At 37.8% G+C, this 18981-nt stretch carries 16 protein-coding genes and 2 tRNA genes; 13 read left to right on the top strand and 5 right to left on the bottom strand.

From position 1 onward, the window contains the following. Positions 1–14 precede the first annotated feature (14 nt). The 6 genes from WCS89_01400 (at position 15) to WCS89_01375 (ending at position 2615) form a co-directional block, all read left to right on the top strand. Entirely contained in the window at positions 15–434 is a 420-nt protein-coding gene (locus tag WCS89_01400; protein ID MFA6554141.1) for a hypothetical protein, read from the top strand. 95 nt (positions 435–529) lie between these two features. Then, positions 530–688, top strand: a complete 159-nt coding sequence (rpmG, locus tag WCS89_01395) for a 50S ribosomal protein L33 (GenBank protein MFA6554140.1) — start codon at positions 530–532, stop codon at positions 686–688. A gap of 72 nt (positions 689–760) precedes the next feature. Beyond that, entirely contained in the window at positions 761–1414 is a 654-nt protein-coding gene (locus WCS89_01390) for a hypothetical protein (GenBank protein MFA6554139.1), read from the top strand. Between the two features lie 7 nt (positions 1415–1421). Further along, positions 1422–1495: transfer RNA gene (locus WCS89_01385), tRNA-Trp, on the top strand. Positions 1496–1589: 94 nt separating this feature from the next. After that, positions 1590–1976, top strand: coding sequence for a hypothetical protein (locus tag WCS89_01380; GenBank protein MFA6554138.1), 387 nt, complete (start codon positions 1590–1592; stop codon positions 1974–1976). A gap of 39 nt (positions 1977–2015) precedes the next feature. Continuing rightward, positions 2016–2615, top strand: a complete 600-nt coding sequence (locus WCS89_01375) for a hypothetical protein (GenBank protein MFA6554137.1) — start codon at positions 2016–2018, stop codon at positions 2613–2615. Positions 2616–2667: 52 nt separating this feature from the next. On the opposite strand, the gene miaA is transcribed toward WCS89_01375, so the two are convergent. The 3 genes from miaA to WCS89_01360 all read right to left on the bottom strand — a co-directional run bounded on the left by miaA (position 2668) and on the right by WCS89_01360 (position 4277). Further along, positions 2668–3537 (bottom strand): tRNA (adenosine(37)-N6)-dimethylallyltransferase MiaA, encoded by an 870-nt coding sequence (gene miaA / locus WCS89_01370; GenBank protein MFA6554136.1) that lies wholly within the window; start codon positions 3535–3537, stop codon positions 2668–2670. After that, positions 3534–4187, bottom strand: a complete 654-nt coding sequence (locus WCS89_01365; GenBank protein MFA6554135.1) for a hypothetical protein — start codon at positions 4185–4187, stop codon at positions 3534–3536. Before WCS89_01365 ends, miaA begins: the two co-directional genes overlap by 4 nt. 8 nt (positions 4188–4195) lie before the next feature. Further along, a tRNA-Leu gene (locus WCS89_01360) sits at positions 4196–4277 on the bottom strand. Positions 4278–4345: 68 nt separating this feature from the next. Here WCS89_01360 and WCS89_01355 point away from each other — a divergent pair. Beyond that, complete coding sequence (locus tag WCS89_01355) at positions 4346–5311, top strand: ParB/RepB/Spo0J family partition protein (GenBank protein MFA6554134.1); 966 nt, start codon at positions 4346–4348, stop codon at positions 5309–5311. A 150-nt stretch (positions 5312–5461) separates the two neighbouring features. On the opposite strand, the gene topA is transcribed toward WCS89_01355, so the two are convergent. Beyond that, complete coding sequence (gene topA, locus WCS89_01350; protein ID MFA6554133.1) at positions 5462–7819, bottom strand: type I DNA topoisomerase; 2358 nt, start codon at positions 7817–7819, stop codon at positions 5462–5464. Positions 7820–7861: 42 nt separating this feature from the next. Beyond that, positions 7862–8935, bottom strand: coding sequence for a DNA-protecting protein DprA (locus WCS89_01345; protein ID MFA6554132.1), 1074 nt, complete (start codon positions 8933–8935; stop codon positions 7862–7864). Positions 8936–9090: 155 nt separating this feature from the next. On the opposite strand from WCS89_01345, the gene serS reads away from it, so the two are divergent. The 6 genes from serS (at position 9091) to WCS89_01315 (ending at position 18927) form a co-directional block, all read left to right on the top strand. Next, positions 9091–10359 (top strand): serine--tRNA ligase, encoded by a 1269-nt coding sequence (gene serS / locus WCS89_01340; GenBank protein ID MFA6554131.1) that lies wholly within the window; start codon positions 9091–9093, stop codon positions 10357–10359. A gap of 174 nt (positions 10360–10533) precedes the next feature. Continuing rightward, on the top strand, positions 10534–11397 hold the full coding sequence (locus tag WCS89_01335; protein MFA6554130.1) for a hypothetical protein: 864 nt from the start codon (positions 10534–10536) through the stop codon (positions 11395–11397). Positions 11398–11407: 10 nt separating this feature from the next. Then, the gene (locus WCS89_01330; protein ID MFA6554129.1) at positions 11408–12370 is read left to right on the top strand and encodes a serine hydrolase; all 963 of its coding nucleotides are present in this window, start codon (positions 11408–11410) and stop codon (positions 12368–12370) included. A 226-nt stretch (positions 12371–12596) separates the two neighbouring features. Then, positions 12597–13619, top strand: coding sequence for a tRNA-dihydrouridine synthase (locus tag WCS89_01325; GenBank protein MFA6554128.1), 1023 nt, complete (start codon positions 12597–12599; stop codon positions 13617–13619). A 108-nt stretch (positions 13620–13727) separates the two neighbouring features. After that, positions 13728–15008, top strand: coding sequence for a hypothetical protein (locus WCS89_01320; GenBank protein MFA6554127.1), 1281 nt, complete (start codon positions 13728–13730; stop codon positions 15006–15008). 43 nt (positions 15009–15051) lie between these two features. Beyond that, entirely contained in the window at positions 15052–18927 is a 3876-nt protein-coding gene (locus WCS89_01315) for a hypothetical protein (GenBank protein MFA6554126.1), read from the top strand. Positions 18928–18981 lie beyond the last annotated feature (54 nt).

Raw genomic sequence — 18981 nt, 5'->3', positions numbered from 1 at the left:
TAGAAAGGAAACAAATGAAAACAATCGCGAAGATTCTAATGATTATTGTCATATTGTTTACGACCAACGTCGGTGCGCAAACCAATGAACAGATCAATGAAGAAAACTTGGCTAAGCCAGTTATACCCAAAGGTGGATACAATCCAACCGCCATCGGGTATACCAACTTCTTGTATCTTACGAAACCAATCAAAGTGGAACCGTATGACATAAGAGAGATGAACGTCCTTGTCAATAAGACCAATAAAAATGGTCAGCAGACGAACGAAGTTCGCAATTTTTACCGTATCAATGAGAAGTTTTATTTTGAGGGTGAATATTCCAATAGTGGATACCTCAAGATTGTTGAGTGGGTCGGTACGACTTATATCTACCCATTAACAAATATTAACAATAATGCGACTACAGTCGCTATTGTTAACGGCAAGAATTAAAGCTTCTGATTGATACGTTTCACCCCGCAAGTTGCATAAGCAGCTTGCGGGTTTTTCGTTTATAGGATATATTATGGGTTCTAAATAGTAATACAATCATGTCACAAGACAAACTTATACAGCTCAAAAACAAGTTAACTGGCGAGGTTTATTGGTCTCGCAAGAACAGGAAGACTGTTGAAAAGAAGATAGAACTCAAGAAATACAGTGCCAAATTGAGAAAGCACGTCGTTTTCAAGGAAGCCAAGAAATAGTATTTTATTTTATAATTTAAACGATTCTACATGAGTGAGAATCGTTTTTGTTATATCTGATATAATCGTCGAATGAAGACGATTCATAAAAATGATGCACGAACTTTACGCAACCAAGGTTATTCTTTGAGTGAGATTTCTAAACGTTTTGGTATCTCAAAAAGTACGGCATCTTTATGGACGAAAGATGTTATTTTGAGTTCTGTAGGAGATGCTCGTGTAAAGTTAAATACCAAAATAAACATGGCTAAAGGACATGCTAAACTTCATGAGAAAAAATTAGAGCGTCTAATTAAAGCTGATATTATCGCGGATAAATTATTTGAGAATGTTCAAAAAGATAAAATTACTTCAATGGTCGCTCTTTCTATGATGTATTGGTGCGAAGGGACAAAAGATGGCAGAGGTATATCTTTTACTAACTCAGATCCAGAATTGGTTCGTGCTTTTATAAAAATGCTTGGCAATATCTTTGACATTAATAGAGATAAATTAAGAATTTGTGTACATTTACATGATTATCACAACAGAAAAGAGATACTTTCGTTTTGGTCTGACACTCTTGGTATATCATTGGTGCAATTTACCAATCCGTATATGAAGAAAAGTAATCATCTGTTTTCTAAGAAAGGGTATAAAGGTTGTGTCAGAGTAACATATTTTGATTCACATTTAGCTCGAGTGATTTTGGCGTTTGCAAAAAAGTTTATAAGGCTCTATATTTAAGGTGTTGGGGCCTATAGTTTAATGGTAAAGCATCGCTCTCCAAAAGCGAGGTTCCAGGTTCGAGTCCTGGTGGGCCCGCCAAATTTTGTTGATCTGTATGGGATTACTTTTAGATAGAGTTAGAGATATTAGGACTTGTATAAAAGATTGAATTTATCAATGTAATTTTGGGGATATGAAATTAGAAACTAAATACAAAATGAGAGTAGTCAGGGGAGCTTTTGTTGACCAAAGTGTTTTGGACAAGCTCGGAGCTAAAATTATAGAAAATTTAGAAAGAGATGTTTGGATAAGTATTGATGAAGTCTCAGTCACATTAGAGCAAGTTGGAGAGATGCAAAAGTTAATGGTTAAACATTATGACGACTCAAATATTCCTTGGTATATGGATGGGTATAAAGAAGATGATAAGAATGAGCTTATAGTAGCTTTTGGTGCTGATGATGGAGAATATGGAAAGGTTTTTCAATTTAAGCGAAACGAAAAAGATAAAATAAAGGAGGTGGTAGATTATGGAATATTAAAAGGTATTCCAAAGGAGCAAATGGATTTTGACCAATAGAATCTGATGGTCTTGACCAAACCCTCTTTTAGGTGTTATATGACTGCAGAGAAAGTGCATTCGTACTTTCAAGAAAAACAAATAAAATACGAGGAGAGTCTTATGAGAGAAAAATTGAAAAGAAAATGGCAGTCGATTAAGGGTAGATTGGTGAAGATTGTGCGATGGTTATGTAAAGATGACTATGGCGATATGATTTGTCTTAGGACTTGCCTGATCATCTTCTTCGCTTTTGTTTACGCTTTGGGGTGGGTTTTGTACGTTCAAATCAATGGCAGTGCCCCATCAGTTTCAATTTTGGAATTGATTTGGTGGGATATTGAATTACCTTTTGCCGTGAGTCGTCTGTGGGATATATTTCTTATTCCCGGTTGGTTTTTTACTCTTGGTTTTATTGGGACCAGTTATTACTTTGCCGAAAAAGAAGATTCTGGATGGTCTACAAATAATATTGGACCATTAGGAACAGTGATTGTCCTAGATCTGACAATGAGCGTCTTCACAGCATTGTTTCTTGGTACTGCATACATACCAATATTGTTTATCGTCTACATGATTGCTATGGTGGTGGGTATGATATTCTGGGTAATCTATTGTCTAAACACAGAAGACCCAAAAAAGACACCAGAAGAAGGTTGAAAATTATTAGATCGTTTGAATCACAAGAGGAGTTTCGGCTCCTCTTTTTTGTTTACTTGAAAGCCAATAGCGCCTCTTCACCACTCTTGTACCACTCAATCTTCTTATCTCTCTTAAACCACGTCATTTGTCTTTTGGCATAATGGCAAATTTCCATTTCCAGTTGTTCCAGCATTTCTTTTTCTGTAATCATTCCTTGGAGATGTCTTGAAACATATCTGTATTCCAAACCAAGATCCTCCATTCTTTCCCACGAAAGCCCGTTGTCATGAAGATTGCGAATCTCTTCTATCATTCCATTTTTGATACGACTAAGTAACCTTTTGTGAATTCTTTCTTTCAATATATCCATCGGCATATCAATCCCTATGAATCTGGTATCATATTTATATGTTTTTTCTAGAAGAGGAACACTACCTAGTGCTGTAGCTATCTCTATAGCTCGGATAAGTCTACGAGGATTATCTTTATCAATAGTTTCAAATCTTGCAGGGTCAAGTCTCTCTAAGATTTTATTTAATTCAGAGATAGTTTTTGTTGAAAGTCCCTTTCTTAATTCTTCATTTGGAGGTACTTCGGGTATAGATAAGCCATCAACTAGAGCTTGAATATAAAAACCAGTTCCACCACAAATTATTGGAATTTTGTTTCTCTTTGTAATATCTGCGATGGCTTTTTCTGCCAATTTTACGTAATCAGCTACAGTAAAAGTTTCTTTTGGGTCGGCAACGTCCAAAAGGTGATGAGGAATTCCTTGCATTTCAACACTAGTAATTTTACCTGTTCCAATATTTAAACCTTTATAAACTTGTCTAGAATCAGCAGAAATAACTTCGCCACCAATTTTTTTGGCTATTTGTACAGCAAGGTTACTTTTGCCGGATGCTGTAGGACCTAGGATTACAATCAGTTTGGTTTTCATGAATTTTTAAATTTCTTGTAAATTGTTCGTTTTCTTGTCAGACAGGGTAATGTATTGGAATAGTATATCTTACTAAGTAATTTTATTGATTCTTTCTTTCCAAACTTTATCACATAAATTGAGTTACCAATATTATTAGGTTTTGTTATATGTATACGATCTTTGACACCAATAATCTTTGTAATTTGTTTACGTAACCATATTATATGTTTTTGACTTCCTGAAATAAATCGTACCCAAAGTCTTTGATATACATATTTTTTATTTTTCTTTGTATTATATTTATCCAAGTAAGTTGTGATTGAACCATCTCCATCTAGGTGTCCTCTTAGAAAATCTATGAAGTATTCATCTGGTACTTTGATTGATTCTATAGTTAGAGATTTGTGAGGTGTTAATCCTATACTTTCTAACCAGCGATAAAGTTCAATGCTTCCAATTTGAATACGATACGCTTCAGATCTCTCGTTTATCGTCTTACCAACTGAATTTGTGGCACCAAGAATTTTGAGGACATTGTTTACAGCCTCAATATCTTTTGAAGTGAAGATTACATGACGTCCATCAGAAGAAAGGCAACCATCAGTTACCAAAAGACCGACAACGTATGCCAAATCAGGCACCCATTTTTTGATATGGATATACTGCATAATTACGGTGCCGGAGGTGGGACTCGAACCCACATGGATTTCTCCACACGATTTTGAGTCGTGCGCGTAGACCAATTTCGCCACTCCGGCATATAAATACCACCATGAACCAGTTTATAGTATTTTAGAAATAAATCAAAGGTGTTACAATGTCATACATGGCAACACCTTATGTTAGCGATGCGATCTTCTGGGTTGAAGTAGAGAAGATCAGTCCCAATCCTTATCAACCAAGACGCGAATTCGACGAAGTCGCTCTTAAAGCTTTATCAGAATCTATCCGCATGTACGGTGTTTTGCAACCATTGGTTGTCACCAGAAAGGAAGTTTTCCACGAAACTGGCGGAATGACCGTAGAATATGAACTTATTTCAGGGGAACGTCGTTTGAGAGCCTCCAAGTTGGCAGGATTGGCTTCGGTGCCAGTACTTATCCGAAGTGGTGAAGAAGACCCTCAGCTAAAATTGGAGATGGCTATCATTGAAAATCTCCAAAGGGAAGACCTTAATCCTGTAGACCGCGCTAGATCTTTTGAACGTTTGGCAAAAGAATTCAAACTCAAGCAAGCTCAGATTGCAGACAAAGTGGGCAAGAGCCGTGAATATGTTTCCAACTCAATGCGTATTTTGTTATTGCCAGATGAGATGATCACCGCTCTTGAAGAAGGTAGGATTTCTGAAGGTCACACTCGTCCATTGCTCATGCTTGCTGATAGGCCAGAAGAACAGCTAGTTTTGTTCAAAGAAATAATGGCAAATAAGCTCACGGTCCGTGAAGCTGAATCTATGTCTAGAAGAGTTGCTACAGACAAGATTCGCAACAAAGAAAAATATTTGGATCCACAGATTATTGAAATGGAGAAGAATTTTACCGAGTCTTTGGGTACACGTGTGCGTATTGAAAAGAATAATAAGGCTGGTGGTACTGTTACGATTGATTTCTTTAGTCCAGATGATCTACGTGGACTATTGGAGAAACTTATAAAATCAGAATCAGGTAAATTTAGTCAACTTGCGAAGACAGAAACAACGGATTCAGTTATTCCTATGGATGATAGGTCAGCAAAAGAGATTGAGAAAGAGGATAATGAAGAACTTTACTCACTGAAAAATTTCTCGGTTTAATCGCTGTGTCATTCCCGCGAAGGCGGGAATCCAGGATTATTACGAGATAATGTTTTTAGTATTTGAAGATAATACGAGACCGTTTGTGGTAAACATGGATTCCCGCCTTCGCGGGAATGACACAGGAGGCGTGGGAATGACAACAGTAATTTAATTAGTAATTTTCCTTTTTCCTCTCACCATCTTTGGTACCGCAAGCATCTCCAATGCTCTCTCCAAGGTAATATCGTAAACAATATCAGGAGTTTTGATTGTTCTGTAATTGCCATCAGAAACTATATAAGGACCAAAACGTCCAGCCGAAGCTACAACATCTTTGCCTGTTTTTGGATCTATGCCGAGAGTTCTAGGTAGACTCAAAAATTTAAGAGCGTCAGCAACCGTGACCTTGGAAGGATCCATGTATTTTGGAATAGAAGCCATCTTTGGTTTTGGTGCTACTGGTGCAGGTGCTTCTTCGGTAGGCTTAATTATTTCGGCTGGAGTCTTGGTTACTTCAGTTTCAGTCGAGATTGCAGACGAATCATTTGCGGGTGATTTTGCTTCTGAAGAAGATTTATCTTTTTTGATTTTCTTTACTCTTGGTTTTTTAGTTTTCTTAACTTTAGGTAACCTTGCACCAAGTTGAACATAAGGACCAAATCTGCCATTCAATACGTAAATAGGTAAACCGGTCGTAGGATCATTGCCGATAGGTGTGTCACTTTTGAATTCGGTACCATCTAAGGTGAGAGCACCCTCGCAATCTGGATAGCGTGTACAAGACAAGAATTTGCCATTCTTACCTAATTTTATCTCCATAGGTGATGTACCACATTTTGGACATTTGAATTTTGGATCTGAAAGACCGAGGTTGGTTGCTTTTGCTAATTTTTCTTTTGACAAAACTTCTTTGTGGAATGGTTTGTAGAAATCAGAAAGAGTTTTTTCATAGGTTCTGGTTCCATTTGCAATCTCATCCAGATGATCTTCCATTTCAGCTGTGAACGAATCGCTAATATAAGAAGGGAAATATTCTTCCAAGAATGATGAGACAACATCACCAGTATCGGTTGGTCTCAAAGCTTTATTTTCTTTGGAAACATAACCACGGTCTTCTATGGTCTTACAAATAGAAGCGTAAGTAGAGGGGCGACCGATACCTCGCTTTTCCAATTCTTTGATAAGGCCAGCTTCGGTGTATCTAGGAGGTGGCTGGGTCTGTTTTTCTTCTGAATCTATAGAGATGAGATCTAGATTTTCATCTTTACTACATTTTGGTAAGGTCGTTTCTTCACCATTTGATTCTGGATCAGCTTTGAGCCAGCCATCAAACAAAACTCTTGAACCATTGGCTTCAAAATTTGGTATTGTGCCAACATTTACATTTGCAATTATTTTTGTTCGTGCCATGCGAGCATCCGCCATCTGTGAGGAGACGGCTCTTTGCCAGATGAGACGATAAAGTTTCTTTTGCTCGTCATTGTGGCCAGCATTTTCTTTATCAAAATGAGAAGGACGGATAGCTTCGTGAGCTTCTTGGGCATTCTTACTCTTTGCATTGTAAGTACGGAATGAGAGATAGTCTTTACCGTATTGTTTTTCTACAACTTTACCTATTTGCTCCAAGGCTTGTTTACCTAGGTTTGTAGAATCTGTACGCATATAAGTAATGTAACCAGACTCATAAAGTTTCTGGGCAATACCCATAGTTCTAGAAGGAGAAAATCCTAGGCGTGAACTGGCGGCTTGTTGGAGAGTAGAAGTGATGAATGGGGCACGAGGAGATCTCTTTTGTTCAGATTCTTCTATATCTACGATATGCCATTTTTCTTTTTTGGCAGTTTCTAGGATGGTGTCAACTTGTTTTTTGTCACGTGGTTCTTCTACGCAAGTCAAAGAAAGTTTTTCTCCAATAGGAGTTTTCCATTGTCCGGCTATAGCCCAATATGTTTCTGGTTTGAAAGCACGAATCTCACGTTCGCGTTCCATTATGATACGTAGAGCTGGGGATTGGACACGACCAGCAGAAAGTCCGTAGCGAACTTTTTTCCAGACGAGACCAGATAGGTCGTAACCTACAATACGATCTAGGACACGACGAGCCTCCTGAGCCTCACGAAGGTGCTGATCTATCTCTCTTGGGTGTTCTAGGGCCTCTAGGACGGCTTCTTTTGTGATTTCATGATAGGTGACACGACTCATTTTCTTTGCTATTTTTGCACCTAGGCGGTCTTTCAAGACTTCAGCTATGTGCCAAGCAATAGCTTCTCCTTCACGGTCGGGGTCGGTTGCGAGTATGATCTCATTGGCTTTTTCGGCTTGCATGGTGATGTCGGCGATGACATCTTCTTTTTTTGCTACAACTTCATAATGAGGAATGAAACCACCTTCTATATCTATAGCTTTTTTGCTAGATTTTGGTAGATCTCTAACATGTCCTACTGAAGCACGGACAACAAAACAGTCCCCAAGATATTTGGAGATGGTCTTTGATTTTGAAGGGGATTCCACAATGAGTAATTTCATGTGTGTCATAAGTATTGCATGATAATATTATTTTGCAAAATTTTATCTCCTTATTGAATAAAACTCCCCGTTTTGTTTAATTAACCCCTTTAACTCAAGCTCTGATAAAATAATATTTAGCTGGCTCACATTAAATGAAGTCTTTTGGACAAGATCAGAACCTGAACACGGTGCATATTGAAGAATCTTAATCACAAGCATTTCCTCCTTGAAAAGCCCTTCAAAAGCTTTAGAAGAAAGATTTGGTTGGGAGATTGGATTAGAAACTGTCGCATTCTCTTCCGCATCTTTTTCCTCGCTTCCTACTTCATATTTTGTTTGATAAAAATATTCATTTTCTGGTGAATAATAAGTGTCAACTGGAATCTTGCAACTAATAGTATCTTTGTCAAAAATTATTCCAGCATTTACTCCCGTATTTACTTTTTTGTTGAATTCAATCTTTTGCGGTTTCTCTGGAAGCTCAAATTTCAAAGCTTCCAAAATTTCTTCTGACGAAGTTACGGGAATAGCGCCTTCCTTGTATAACTTATGTGGACCATAGGAAAGATCTGAGAATATAGAACCGGGTACAATGAGGACTTCACGGCTGAATTCTAGAGCATAATTAGCGGTAAGGAGTGTTCCAGAGCCTTCACGCCCTTCTATTATAAGAGTGGCATGTGAAGATCCCGCCATTAGTTGATTACGGACAGGAAAAGTCCATATTGTTCCAGTCTGATCTTTTTTGAAAGGTGAGAGCAGGGTATTACCAGTTTCTATAATCCTATTTGCAAGAGCGATATGTCTATTTGGAGAAATAACATTTTTTGAAAGGCCTGAACCAGGGAAAGCTATAGTTTTCATCCCAGCATCTAGAGCTGATACGTGAGCAATAGAGTCTATTCCTATGGCCATACCAGAGACTATGACTATGGGGTAATTTTTCAAACCATTTATTAAATGTCTGCAAACCTCTGCACCATATTCACTAAATTCTCTAGAACCTATAACACAAAGGTATCGATATTCTTCACCGGGTGGTAAAGCTCCAGCGCAATCCAAATATTCGGGTGGCTTTTCAATTTGTCTCAAGAGATAAGGGAATTGTTCTTTTGTAATGCGGATAGTTTGCATGACGATTGGTCCTGTGGTTAGAAATAATACAGATAAGCATACACATATGAGTTAAAATCCTGATGAAGAAAGGTTAAAGAAATAATGAAGAAATTTAGCTAGGTTGGATATCGCTATTTGTTAGGTCTGACCTCATTATGTTAGACTTAATTATTATGTTAGACATCAAATTTATACGTGAGAACAAAGAGCTTATAACTGCAGCTGCAAAAAAGAAGCATCTCAATTTTGTAGTTGAAGAACTTATTGCTCTAGATGACAAACGTCGTTTACTCATGGGTTCTACGGAAAAGCGTCGTGCCGAGCAAAATTCCGCTAGCGAAAAGATTGCTAGTGCAAAATCTCCAGAAGAAAGACAAAAACTCATTGATGAGATGAAGATTGTAAAGACTGCTATGGAAAAAGATGAAGAGGCTTTGAAAGAAGTTATGAAGGATTGGCAATCTGCTATGCTTCGTGTTCCAAATATTCCCGATATGTCTGTACCAGAAGGAGATAGTGATGCTGATAACAAAGAGATCAAGACTTGGGGTGAATGTCCAAAATTTCCTTTTGAACCAAAGGATCATGTTGACCTTATGACAAATTTGAAGATGGTTGATTTTGATAGGGGAGCAAAAGTTCACGGTTTTCGTGGATATTTTCTCATGGGTGATGGTGCAAGATTATCTTTTGCTATTTGGAATTATGCCTTGGAATTTTTTAGTAAAAAAGGATTTAATCCGATCATTCCTCCTATTGTCTTGCGTAAGCTCAATTTTCTCGGTTCAGGATATTTGCCACAAGGCGAAGAAGATCTTTACAAGACTCAAGATGGTGACTATCTAGCTGGTACAGCTGAAGTTCCTATCATGGGTTTTCATAGTGACGAAGTTTTTACTGCAAGTGAACTTCCAAAAAAATATTTGGGATTTTCTCCTTGTTATCGTCGCGAAGCTGGTGCGCACGGCAAAGATGTTCGGGGACTTATTAGAGTTCAGGAATTTTATAAGTTTGAACAAGTTATCATCTGTGAAGCCAACCATGAGACATCAGTCAAGCATCATGAAGAGGTCAATAGAAATATTGAAGAATTCATTGAATCTTTGAATATTCCTTATCATACTGTAGTCAATTGCGGTGGTGATCTTGGTCAAGGTCAGGTTAAGAAATACGATGTTGAACTTTGGGTTCCAAAAGAACAAAAGTATCGCGAAATTGGTTCAGCTTCATATTTCCACGATTTTCAGACTCGCAGACTCAATATAAAGTACCGTGACACAGAAGGTGTTATGCGTTATGCACATTCATTAAATTCAACTGCTATTCCTACGCCTCGTATTCTCGTTTCTCTCGTAGAAAATTATCAACAAGCTGACGGTAGTATCAAGATTCCAGAAGTCTTGGTCAAGTATTTTGGGAAAGATTCAATCAGATTAGAATAACTGCGCTGTCATTCCCGCGAAGGCGGGAATCCAGGATATAACCACAATAAATAGCATATATTTTAAAATAATTTAACAGACTCTCCGCTCGTAATAATCCTGGATTCCCGCCTTCGCGGGAATGACAACAAAAAGCATGACAGGTGACACAAATTACTGTGTTATTATTACTTCATGCGTCCTCACAGTCGTCTTACTTCCTATCAATCAAAAAAGTTTATTGAACGCAAGAATGCTCGCGTTACTATTGAGATCGCCCTCTCCATTTTTTGTATAGCTTTATGGCTGTATTGTTTCTCGGGTTTGAGTTATCTGAATGTTTTTACTATTAAAGATATAAGAGTAAATAGTGCCAATATCAATATTTCTGTACCTCTACAAGCTTTGGCCAAGGATTCATTGCAGGGTTCATATATGGGATTGTTTTCTAAATCAAATATTTTTATATACCCGCATAATAAAGTTGTTTCTTCAATAGAAAAAGTTTTGCCAAGCGTAAAATCATTGACGATAAGTCGTGACGGTTTTCAGGGATTAAAGATTGATGTTATAGAAAAGAATCCTTCAGCTATTGTTTGTGCTGGATTACCTGATTTTTCTGACGAGACATTTTATTTGAATGAAACTGATGATTGTTATCTGGCAGATTGGTCTGGTTATATTTTTGATAAAGTATCTTCTTCGAGTTTAGTTTACAATCGTTATTTTATTCCAGCTCTATCAGAAATTGCCACATCCAGCGATTCTGTTATTGGTTTATATGCTACTTCTTCTCTCAAATTTTCTCTTTTGCAAGATTTTTATAATGGAGCACGTAATGCTGGTATAAAAGTACTCGCTATCCTCGTTAAAGATAATGGTGAATATGAGATGTATGCAAATGACACGGTTGTTTATTTTAATGGATTTCGTCCACTGAAAGACCAACTCTCAAATCTCATTTCTTTCTGGAATCGTATGGTGGTGACCAAGAATATTAATATGGAGTATATAGATATTAGGTATGGATCTAATGTCTTTTATCGTGAGATAAAGTAGAATACTTCCAATGAAGCATTTCTTTTATGTAGTTTTTGGAGGTATAACTGCTGTTGCTTGTGGTATTCTGATTGCCTTTGTAGGAAGATTGTTTGTTGTATCGGTTATACCCAAACTAGCAAATATTAATCTATCGTTTCTTGCCGATTCTATTGTATCTCAACCCATAGATGGGACTTCTATCTCTGGCTTGAAACGTACAGTCCGTTATACAGCTAGTGAAGAAGAAGGTTTGATGTCAGCAGCGACGCTTTCATTACCAAATGGCTCTATAAATACCATTTCAGCAGATGCTTATATGGTAAAAGATCTAAAAACAGGAAAAGTTATTGCAGAAAGCAATCCCAACAAGCTTTTACCTATCGCTTCACTTACGAAATTGGTTACCGCTGTTGTTGCCAAAAGATTGATTGACGGTGAGACAAAGGTTCAGATTACAAGAGAAATAATCAACACTTACGGTAATACTGCTCAATTTAAAATTGGCGAAACATTTAGGGCTGGTGATTTGTCCTACCCACTCCTCATGGATTCTTCCAATGATGCGGCTGAAGCTCTGGCCAAAAGTTACGGTCGTGTGAAATTTATTAAAACTATGAATGATTTTGTTCAATCTATAGGTGCGTATAGGACTACATTCTACGAACCTTCTGGTTTGTCGGCTAGTAGTAGATCAACGGTAAATGATATTGCAGTCATACTAGATTGGATACGAATCAATGAACCGGAAATAATGGCGATTACAGAAACAAAGACAAAAGTTATGCGTTCACATACTTGGACGAATCCAGCACATTTTTTAAGTTGGTCAAATTATTTAGGTGGTAAAAATGGTTATACAGATGAAGCGGATCAAACTGGTGCAATGTTGTTTGAGATGGGTGATAAAAAAGATGTTTATGCCGTCATCGTTTTGGGAAGTAATGCGAGAGATGGGGATGTAGTTAAGTTGTTGGCGAAGATTTCGGAATAATGTTGCGTGTCATTCCCGCGAAGGCGGGAATCCAGGATGTCACCACAAAATCTGTCTTCAAATAAATTATAACAAACTATTATCTCGTAGTAATCCTGGATTCACCGGTCCATACGACATGATTTTACTAAATCGCCTTCGCGGGAATGACAACAAAAAAATTTGCAACTTTGCACTACTAACATTCCTTCCCATTATTCGTCAAAAACGGTAAAGTGAGTTGACTATGAAGGTTTTGGATAAGAAAAAAGAGAAGAACTTCTGGAAAGGCTTGGGTAAGCCGTTTTTTGTGTTAGCACCAATGGCCAATGTTACAGATTACGCTTTTCGCCAGATGATAGCTAAGTACGGTAAACCTGATGTTATGTGGACAGAATTCGTCTCAGCAGATGGACTCATGTCCAAAGGGAGGAAACAATTGTTACATAATTTGGAATTTTCTAAGAAAGAAAAACCTATTGTAGCTCAACTTTTTACAGGACATCCAGAAGTCATGAAGGGTACTGCAGAATTGGTTAGTAAACTTGGTTTTGATGGTTTGGATCTCAACATGGGTTGCCCAGATCGGGCAGTTTTGAAACAAGGAGGCGGATCTTCATTGATTAAAAATTCAAAAATAGCTCTTGAAGTACTAAAAATGGCTAGGGAAGGATCTTCTATCCCAATTTCAGTTAAAACTAGGATTGGTTATACAAAAATAGATTTGGATTGGATTAGATTGCTTTTGGAGCAAAAGCTTCCAGCTCTAACTGTTCATCTGCGCACTACAAAAGAGTTATCTTTGGTGAAAGCTCATTGGGATGTTATGCCAGAGATTATTAAAATGAGAAATGAAATATCTCCAGAGACTTTGATAATAGGAAATGGAGATGTTAATTCTCTAGAAATGGCACAAGAAATGGTCAGAAAGTATGGTTGTGATGGAGTTATGATCGGTCGGGGCATATTTGGTAGACCATGGTTTTTTTCCAAGGATCCAAAATTTAGTGAAATTACTGATTTTTCTTCAGAAAAGACGCCAACAAAACAGGTTCGGTTAAAAATCATGGTTGAACATACAAAACTCTTTGAAAAAACTTTCAAAAAGGGTAGTGTCAAGATGAAGAATTTTGATGTTATGAAGAAACACTTCAAAGCTTATGTTTCTGGTTGGGATGGTGCAAAAGAGCTTCGTGTTGAACTTATGAATTGTAAGAATTCTAAAGAAGTTGAAAAGGTTGTAAAAGAATATTTAAAATTAGAAAAATAGCCCAAATAAAGCCATACTTATCCCCAAATGACTTTGTTGGTGGTGCGTAATAATGTTATTATTGACATGATATTATTTCTTTTAATTTTTTAAAAAATATAGATTCTTATGCCTAATAACACTTCAATAATGAGGAGAAATGTCTTAGCTACCATTACGACAGTATTGATTTTGTTTATTACGGTTACGATTCTTACTATTATCACAAAACCTGCTACATCTGTTAGGGCAGATTCTGTTAGTTTAGGAAATTGGGCTTGGTCGTCAAATATCGGTTGGGTGGATCTTGCTCCGAACAATACTCCCGTAGTTGTTGGTTCGGTGAGTGGTGATATCACGGGTTACGCTTGGTCGTCTAACATTGGTTGGATAAAATTTGGTGGTTTATCAGGCTATCCTTCAAATGGTGCTTCTGGAGTTCCTGCAAATATAGATTCAACGACTGGAGAAGTGAGAGGTTGGGCACGTGCTTGTGCAGGTACAGCAAATGGTGATTGTAGCAGTATGGTCAGTAGGACTGATGGTTGGGATGGTTGGATAGAGTTGGCAGGAGCAAATCATCCTTCTACTGCCGGAGGATCATCGGGCGTACATATGGACGATGTTATTGTTGGTGGTGCTTCAACCAAGATGTTACGCGGATATGCTTGGGGAGGAAATGTTATCGGTTGGTTGCAATTCAATCCAGATTATTCATCGTTGCCACTTACTCCAAATCCAGTCTCAACTCCAACTTTGAGTACGGTCATGACTGTTGATTATCAGATAGGCTTGAGGAGTCTCCGTAGAACATTCATTGTTAGTGTTTCTGGTGGTACGGCTGTAGGTCCCATCACTTATCAATTCAAATGTAAGGAAACAGATTCTTCATGGAGTACCCCTATTACTACCACAGATACTTTCAAAGTTTATGCAGATTGTGATTATTCCGGTCTAGATATTGGTAATTACACAGCTTCAGCAAAGGTTGTACGAGAGGGTGTAACGTCAACACCTACAAAAGAGATTACCACTACGGATTCTTTACTCAATCTCTGGATTGGCGGTACCGGTAATAGTGCCAATAAAAATTCATATACAGTTAAGAAAGGTTATACCTTTGGTTTGAAATGGGGTAATGCATTAAATCCAAAATTCAATCAAAATACTGGTAAAGGTTACCAGTGTAATACTTTGATACCAACTGCTAGTGGTTCTAATTGGTCTTCTGTGTGGGATGGTAATGTCAATTCTGATGGTAGAACTTTCTCTCCAATGAATACCACAGATACTGGTACATACGTCTTTAAGATACTATGTGAAAATAAAGGAGGAAGTCCCGATGATACACAAACAGCTTCAGCTGTGTTGGAAGTGATCAGTTCCTCGGGTGGTGGCGGGGAGAGATGATTATTTCATTGTTCACAATTGGAGTTGAATCGAGGTAAAATATATGAATATAGAAATGAAAAAGAATATCTCGTTAGCATTCTTTACATTAGGTGTATTGTTCTTTGGAAGTGACGTCTCTGCGCAAAGTATACCGTCCAACACCTCCACTTCTTCAAAAGCGATCAGCGCTACAGTTGCTACTGTCAATATCTATAATGCCAGAATAGTCTCTCAAAGAGAAAATACCCTTAGGCTCTCTTTTGATCTCTCCAATCGCGAAGGAGTTCAATCAGGTATCAAATATTCTGTAGTACTGACTAAACCTCCGTTTGGAAGTACCGCAGATGAAAAGGTATACGACGAAATTATAGAGTTGGGTCCAAATCAAACAATTCAGAAAAACATTATATATACATCACCAGTAGCACTTTCTGGTGGTATATATCAACTCTGGATTAAAAGTAACAATGATAGAGGTCTTCCTTTGGCTTTGGCAAGTCTAGGAGATGTCACTTTGCAAAGTAACAAGCTACCAAGAATTGAGATCATATCAGACACATGTAGTCTAAGTGTAAAAGGCGAAAAACCACAAAAAGGGTATAAACCAAATCAGGGTGTAGATATAAATCAAAATGAGGTATTGATAGCTAACTGTAAAATATTTAGTGATTTTACTATTCTCAAGCCAGTTTTTGAAACCTATAACAGAACTATTTATGGTAATAAAGTAAATCAGACTGAACCTGTAGTCACGGCAGTTACAGTAAAAGCTGGTACCTCTACATTGTCATTTGAATTACCAAAAGCTCTGCAACCACAATCATACGATCTACTTTTTTCATTGACCAGTAGTACCACTACTTCCAATACAGCCAGATTCCATTACGTTCTACGTGGTGCAAGTGGTACTATTCAAAATATCGTTTTTGACAAATCTTCATATAAAACAGGAGATACTGCAAAATTACAAATTTTCTTGACACCATCGGCTGATACTTTTCCAGATTCACGTTTGGGTGCTGGTACAAGTCTTGAAAATCAAGTAATCAAAGTCACTGTAACTAACCGAGAAGGAGTTGTCTGTGGTCAACAGATGATGGGTGTAAACAATTTGGTTATCAATGCTCTTGTACCAATAGTAACAGGTTGTAATGATCCTAAGGCTAATATATCTTTTGAAGCCAAATCAGGTGGCAAGTCACAAATCTTGGATACGAAAGAAGCAAAAGTAACAACGCCTGTGGAAGTAAAAGCCAGTTGGCCTGTAGCTGAAACTATCACAATAATTGTTGGATTTATATTGATAATGATAGTCATCATGTTGCGAGTACATATAAATAAAAAGTTGAAAAGTATATTTGTATTATTTTTGGTTTTTGGTTTGTATATGTTTGGTGGTGTGGATATGGTTAAAGCAGATACAAAGATCTATAACGTTGCTGGTTATACTTATGTTTACAATCTAGGCCTCAATAAATCCACTTATGATTTTGGAGAATCAATAATCGCTTCTGGATCCGTATCTGATGTTAGTGGTGGTTGTAATTTCAATAGTAATACAGCCCTAAGTATTTCTGCGGATGTTGATGGTGGACCTCAAGAAAGTGTGGTTCAGGCTGTTTATTCTTGTGTAGGTAATTTAATTTTTTATGATACGTACGGTGTCACTGCAGGTTCTCATATTTTGAATGGTCAAGATTGGGGTAATACTTTTGATTATGTAGATGGAGTAGGGTGGCAGTGGTTACCACATCAGTTTGGTACACACGCTATTCCTTTTGATGTTAATACTCCAGCTCTCACGGCGTCTCTTGTTGCAAGTCCTTCTAGTGGTAGTGCGACTTTGGATAATACTCTCACCGCTACACGTACAGGTGGAACTGCTATCGGTGCTATCACTTATCAGTTTAAATGTAAGGATATTGATATGTGGAGTCTTTCACAATCTTCAAATTCTTTTTCTTGTACTTATACAACAAATGGTACATATACAGCTTCTGCCAAAGTTACGCAATCGGGAATAATTGCAACGCCTGTGACAGTCATCACGGTCGGTTCTTCTCAAGCCAGTCCTCCGCCTACAGGTACCCCGACTGTTGATCTAAGTGCAAACCCTTTGTCGGTGACCTACAATTCTTCATCCCAACTTTCTTGGGTATCTGAAAATACCACATCATGTGTTACAGGAGCTTCTTGGCCAGCAAGTTATACTGGTACATCAAATTATGTTGGTGTAAGTACTGGTCCTATAACAGCTACAAAGACTTATGAAATAACTTGTACTGGTCCTGAAGGATCTGCAAGCGATAGTGTGACGGTGACTTTGGTCAATAGTCCTCCAAATGGAAATGTTATCATAACAGCTACACCTAGTTCAGTTAACACTGGTAATTACACCAATCTGTTTTGGTCAACTAGTCAAAATCCAGACAAATGTTTTGCAGGTGATAATTGGCCTGCACCTTATACAAAAGGTACAGAAGTACCTCTTGTCAATACTACCGGTTTACAGACCAGTATTCTGAATGTAACAACTACTTTTGATATGACTTGTACATGGACTGTTCCTTGGCCTTCTTCAGACCGCGCTTTTGTAACTGTTACGGCCAACCCACCTCCTACGGTTGAGATGACAGTCAACCCTAGTTATGTTTTGAAGGGTCAAGGAACATTTTTCTTTGGTTCTTCCCAAAATACAACATCATGTGACAGATATTTTATTCCAACGGGTACTATGTCACCGTATAATTATGATAATACTATTTTTGCTGGTACTGGTGCTATGTATACAGATAGTTCATTTAGTGTGACCTGTATAGGACCGGGGGGTACTGCTAATGCAAGTACCGATGTTCACATAGCTATTCCTAGTTTGTCTGCCACGCCTTCCACTGGAGAGGTTGGTGGTATGACTAATGTTAAACTTACAGCTTCATCTTGGGGTGTAAACAATATGTATTACGCATTCAAATGCCATAATACTGATCCTGTATGGAGTGTCAGTTCTTTGTCAAATATTTATTATTGTAATTATCCTACGGCAGGGGATTATATAGCAGATGTTGCGATTAGACAGACCACCCAAATTACCGGTTATCCACAAAGTGATACGTATTGGAGTACCACTGAATATGCTACGACTTCAGTGAAGGTGACTGCGCCTGTAACTTCATTACCAGATCTTACTGCGGTCATGCTAACTTCTTCTGGTGGGGCTAAAGATTCGCTGATTTATTTTTATGCAAATATTTCAAATATTGGTGGTGTCAGTGTAGATTCTTCATTTAGGAACTTCTTCCAAGTAGCAGAGCAGACAAGTGGTGGTGGTACTGTAGCGGACGTTATTCCTATGGTAGCCATCTCTCCTGATGGTTTGGGAAGTGGTGAAAATGCACCTATCTTAGGCCGGTATACTTTTACTTCAGATGGTGTCAAGTCTGTAAAAGTCTGTGCTGATAGTCAAGACTTTTCTTTTGCCGGCACGGTCACAGAGTCAGATGAAACCAATAACTGTAGTTCATGGCAAGATGTAAGAATATCTACACCAGTCGTAGAACCAGTACTCAATCTCTGGATTGGTAGTAATGGTAGCACTGCCGATAGTTCCAAAAGGACTGAATATACTGTAAAGAAAGGATATAGCTTTGGTTTGGCATGGCAAAATACTTTACCGGCTTGGAGTCCTACTAATACAGAGGGTTACAATTGTTCACGTTCAATTTCTAATGATCCAGATGGATGGGGTAGTGTTTTAACAGATGATAATGTAGATGCGAATTCTAATGTAAGTAGTATGAATACTTCGGTTAGGGGTACTTATCTTTTCAAGATTACTTGTACTTCTGGTGGCGATCAAGTTACCTATCCAGAAAAAACTGCAACAGCTATTTTGAATGTTTTCAGTTCTTTCGGAGGTGAAGCAGAAACAACGTTCTGATGTCTTTAACAAAAGACCCTCAACATTCATCGTGTTGAGGGTTTGTGTATTCCA

It is taken from the genome of Candidatus Paceibacterota bacterium (genome assembly GCA_041666915.1).
Classification (GTDB): domain Bacteria; phylum Patescibacteriota; class Minisyncoccia; order Phycocordibacterales; family PALSA-1337; genus C7867-002.
The sequence above is the reverse complement of the archived record's forward strand: the minus strand, read 5'-3'. Positions and strand labels throughout refer to the sequence as shown.

What these genes read in the sequence shown, in the direction of transcription:
- WCS89_01400 (MFA6554141.1), top strand. Translation starts at nt 15, where the DNA reads ATGAAAACAATCGCGAAGATTCTAATGATTATTGTCATATTGTTTACG.
- WCS89_01390 (MFA6554139.1), top strand. Translation starts at nt 761, where the DNA reads ATGAAGACGATTCATAAAAATGATGCACGAACTTTACGCAACCAAGGT.
- WCS89_01380 (MFA6554138.1), top strand. Translation starts at nt 1,590, where the DNA reads ATGAAATTAGAAACTAAATACAAAATGAGAGTAGTCAGGGGAGCTTTT.
- WCS89_01375 (MFA6554137.1), top strand. Translation starts at nt 2,016, where the DNA reads ATGACTGCAGAGAAAGTGCATTCGTACTTTCAAGAAAAACAAATAAAA.
- miaA (MFA6554136.1), bottom strand. Translation starts at nt 3,537, where the DNA reads ATGAAAACCAAACTGATTGTAATCCTAGGTCCTACAGCATCCGGCAAA.
- WCS89_01365 (MFA6554135.1), bottom strand. Translation starts at nt 4,187, where the DNA reads ATGCAGTATATCCATATCAAAAAATGGGTGCCTGATTTGGCATACGTT.
- WCS89_01355 (MFA6554134.1), top strand. Translation starts at nt 4,346, where the DNA reads ATGGCAACACCTTATGTTAGCGATGCGATCTTCTGGGTTGAAGTAGAG.
- topA (MFA6554133.1), bottom strand. Translation starts at nt 7,819, where the DNA reads ATGAAATTACTCATTGTGGAATCCCCTTCAAAATCAAAGACCATCTCC.
- WCS89_01345 (MFA6554132.1), bottom strand. Translation starts at nt 8,935, where the DNA reads ATGCAAACTATCCGCATTACAAAAGAACAATTCCCTTATCTCTTGAGA.
- serS (MFA6554131.1), top strand. Translation starts at nt 9,091, where the DNA reads ATGTTAGACATCAAATTTATACGTGAGAACAAAGAGCTTATAACTGCA.
- WCS89_01335 (MFA6554130.1), top strand. Translation starts at nt 10,534, where the DNA reads ATGCGTCCTCACAGTCGTCTTACTTCCTATCAATCAAAAAAGTTTATT.
- WCS89_01330 (MFA6554129.1), top strand. Translation starts at nt 11,408, where the DNA reads ATGAAGCATTTCTTTTATGTAGTTTTTGGAGGTATAACTGCTGTTGCT.
- WCS89_01325 (MFA6554128.1), top strand. Translation starts at nt 12,597, where the DNA reads ATGAAGGTTTTGGATAAGAAAAAAGAGAAGAACTTCTGGAAAGGCTTG.
- WCS89_01320 (MFA6554127.1), top strand. Translation starts at nt 13,728, where the DNA reads ATGCCTAATAACACTTCAATAATGAGGAGAAATGTCTTAGCTACCATT.
- WCS89_01315 (MFA6554126.1), top strand. Translation starts at nt 15,052, where the DNA reads ATGAATATAGAAATGAAAAAGAATATCTCGTTAGCATTCTTTACATTA.